The organism is Mesorhizobium sp. M7A.F.Ca.ET.027.03.2.1 (assembly GCF_003999175.1).
Lineage (GTDB): Bacteria > Pseudomonadota > Alphaproteobacteria > Rhizobiales > Rhizobiaceae > Mesorhizobium.
The window spans coordinates 1-2,417 of record NZ_RZOM01000954.1 but is presented as its reverse complement, the minus strand read 5'-3'; the positions used below and the strand labels follow the sequence as shown (position 1 = coordinate 2,417).

Here is a 2,417-nt window from a genome sequence, read left to right as displayed (position 1 = left end):
GCACGGGAGCGCCGCCCGGCAGGCGGCGCTTTGGCGTCAGTGCTTGCAAGCCGCAGCGCGCACGTCCGAGGGAGTGGCATCATAACGGCGGCGGAACGCCCGGTTGAAATAGGAAAGATCGTTGAAGCCGGCCTCGTAGGCGATCGCGGTGATGCTGCGTCCGGCATGGCGCGGATCGCCAAGCATGCGATGGGCACGCGCCAGCCGCTGGTTCATCATGAAATCAATCAAGGATGTGCCATCGCTCTCGAACAGCTTGCGGACATAGCGGGCCGACAGTCCGTGGCGGGCGGCGACGTCCCGCGCCGACAGGTCGACATGGCCACCATGCGCGACGATATCGGCCTTGATGGCGCGCAAGCGGGCAACGCTGACGCCACGGCCGCGCGCGATCTGGGCCGCATCCCTGGTCGCGCCCATGGCGAGTGCGGCAAGGTCGAAGACATGCGTCGTCGCAAGGTGACAGGCCTCCGCAGTCAACTCGTCTCCGACCTCCTGGATCGAGTTGATATAGTCGAGCAATAGCCGCATCGCCCCGCTTTGGGTCGGCAAGGGCCGCATAAGGACCGCTGCCGGATCGCCGATCAGAGGCGAAAGCTGCTTGCGCGAGAAACTCAGATTGATGAAGCGGAACCCGCCGGCGCCGATCAGGTTGAGGCCAACCTCTTCACCGCTCATCATCAACGCCTGGCCGTTGCCGACCGCCTCCTCGCGGCCGCGGTGCTTCATCACGCTGCCCCCATCGAGGGCCGCCAGAAGAACGAAGTCGTCGTTGTCGATCAGCGACGATGTGCGATGCACCCGGAATTCCGATGAGCTGCCGGTGGCGATGCCGAGGCCCGGCAACGCGCGCACCCGCATGTCGATCTGCGCCGGCGCCAGCGGATCGAGGTCCACCCTCAGAACCGTGCGGCCGTAAACCTCGCGCGTAATCTCGACGCGATCCCGCTCCGGAAACATCTCCGTCGCCAGCCTGAACGAAGCTGATGGCCCCATCGTCGCAGTCATCGACACCCCCATGCCAAGAGCGCGGTCATATGCGCCGCGGCCTGCAAAACGTCGCTACCGGGCCGTTTTGGCCGCTTTCAGTGCCGTTCTGTCCAAGCTGTCCCCCTTTGATGCCCCTAGTTTGCGGCGCGATTCCGAAACCGGAACCGTATTGGCGGCAATCCAAGGGGGCACGATGTTTCATTTGCAACTGTTCAAGACGCTGTCGGCACTGGCCGCGGCGGGCTTCAATCCGCGTGCCTATCTGCTGTCGATCGCGTTGGGCACCACGGTGACCGATCACCGCGAGGTCAAGCTGCCGCCGCGCGCTGCCCGATGATGAGCAGCACCATGAAAAAAAGCATTTTCGTGGCTCTGACCATTGCCCTGGCGGGCTGCCAAACGGGCCAGGCCGACAGCAACCCGGCATCGATCGCGAGCGCGGCCGGCAGCAACAAGGCCCGGAACGAACCATCGACGGAAACCGCCTGCGCCGAGGCCGCCAAGAAGGCGGCGAAGGCGCAGACCAATGCGGCTCTGCTCGGCGGTGTCCTGTCGATGGCGGGGGGTCTTGGCGGTCTGGCCGGCAATGGTGGGGTCATTGCCGGCCAGGCCGCCTCGATCGGCGGCTCGGTTCTGCAGTCCCAGGCGACGAGCAGTGCCCGGGCCGGCGTTGTGGAGGACTGTTATGGCTGAGCGGCGTTTCGCAGCCATGCGCCGGCTGGCCGGCGCGCTCGCACTTGCCGGCATGATGCTCGACAGCCCGCATGCCTTGGCGCTGACAGCGCGGGATGCGTCGGCGGTCGTCGGCCTGATCGAGGCCTTGCAGCCCGAATTCGGTCAGTTCGCCTATGACGAGGAGATCGCCGCCGACTGGTACGAGCGCGATGCCGCGGACAAGGGCTTGATCGGCACAGCCGGCTTCACCGCCGACAGCTGGAAGGTCGCGCTTGGCGAGACCATGCGCGGGTTCCTGGCGACGATGTCGGTCGCAGAACTCGATGCCATTTTCGCCAAGCTCAGGGGTGCCATATCCGGCATGAGGGAGCTGACCGACGCACAGAAGTCAGAGACCATCGCGGCCATCGACGAAGAGGTCGAAGGATTGATGGCTTTGCGGGCCGAGGGCGACCCCTTCGCCGACGTCGTCAGGCCGCTGACGCCGAAAATCCGCAGCCTCGTCCTCGGCCCGGCGATGGCGCGATAGGATGTTGGGCAACAGGAAATGGGCGGTGGGAAAAGCAACTCCGGGCGGGAGCCTCGAGGCCGAACATCGCGGCATTTTTCCAACCACGGCACGTGTCAGGCGGGGCAGCCCGATCGCAATGCTTATCTGCCTGCTGGCTTCCAGCTGCAGCCAGACTGCCGCCAGCCCGCCGATCACGCCAGACCAGCATGCGCAATTGGCGGAGCTGGCGGCCGGCCCGGAC

5 protein-coding genes are annotated in these 2,417 nt (G+C 65.7%); 4 read left to right on the top strand and 1 reads right to left on the bottom strand.

What is annotated here, in order from left to right; all coding sequences use genetic code 11:
• Positions 1 to 36: 36 nt before the first annotated feature.
• Positions 37 to 1,008, bottom strand: a complete 972-nt coding sequence (locus tag EN750_RS29530) for an AraC family transcriptional regulator (protein WP_127398860.1) — start codon at positions 1,006 to 1,008, stop codon at positions 37 to 39.
• Between the two features lie 175 nt (positions 1,009 to 1,183).
• Between EN750_RS29530 and EN750_RS29525 the strand changes: the two genes are divergently transcribed.
• The 4 genes from EN750_RS29525 to EN750_RS40070 form a co-directional block, all read left to right on the top strand.
• Positions 1,184 to 1,327, top strand: coding sequence for a hypothetical protein (locus EN750_RS29525; protein WP_127398859.1), 144 nt, complete (start codon positions 1,184 to 1,186; stop codon positions 1,325 to 1,327).
• An 11-nt stretch (positions 1,328 to 1,338) separates the two neighbouring features.
• On the top strand, positions 1,339 to 1,683 hold the full coding sequence (locus EN750_RS29520) for a hypothetical protein (RefSeq protein WP_127398858.1): 345 nt from the start codon (positions 1,339 to 1,341) through the stop codon (positions 1,681 to 1,683).
• Positions 1,676 to 2,194, top strand: a complete 519-nt coding sequence (locus EN750_RS29515; protein ID WP_127398857.1) for a hypothetical protein — start codon at positions 1,676 to 1,678, stop codon at positions 2,192 to 2,194. The genes EN750_RS29520 and EN750_RS29515 overlap by 8 nt, the downstream gene beginning before the upstream one ends.
• 25 nt (positions 2,195 to 2,219) lie before the next feature.
• On the top strand, positions 2,220 to 2,417 hold a 198-nt coding region (locus EN750_RS40070), incomplete at its 3' end, for a hypothetical protein (protein ID WP_210212779.1).

What these genes read in the sequence shown, in the direction of transcription:
- EN750_RS29530 (WP_127398860.1), bottom strand. Translation starts at nt 1,008, where the DNA reads ATGACTGCGACGATGGGGCCATCAGCTTCGTTCAGGCTGGCGACGGAG.
- EN750_RS29515 (WP_127398857.1), top strand. Translation starts at nt 1,676, where the DNA reads ATGGCTGAGCGGCGTTTCGCAGCCATGCGCCGGCTGGCCGGCGCGCTC.
- EN750_RS29520 (WP_127398858.1), top strand. Translation starts at nt 1,339, where the DNA reads ATGAAAAAAAGCATTTTCGTGGCTCTGACCATTGCCCTGGCGGGCTGC.
- EN750_RS29525 (WP_127398859.1), top strand. Translation starts at nt 1,184, where the DNA reads ATGTTTCATTTGCAACTGTTCAAGACGCTGTCGGCACTGGCCGCGGCG.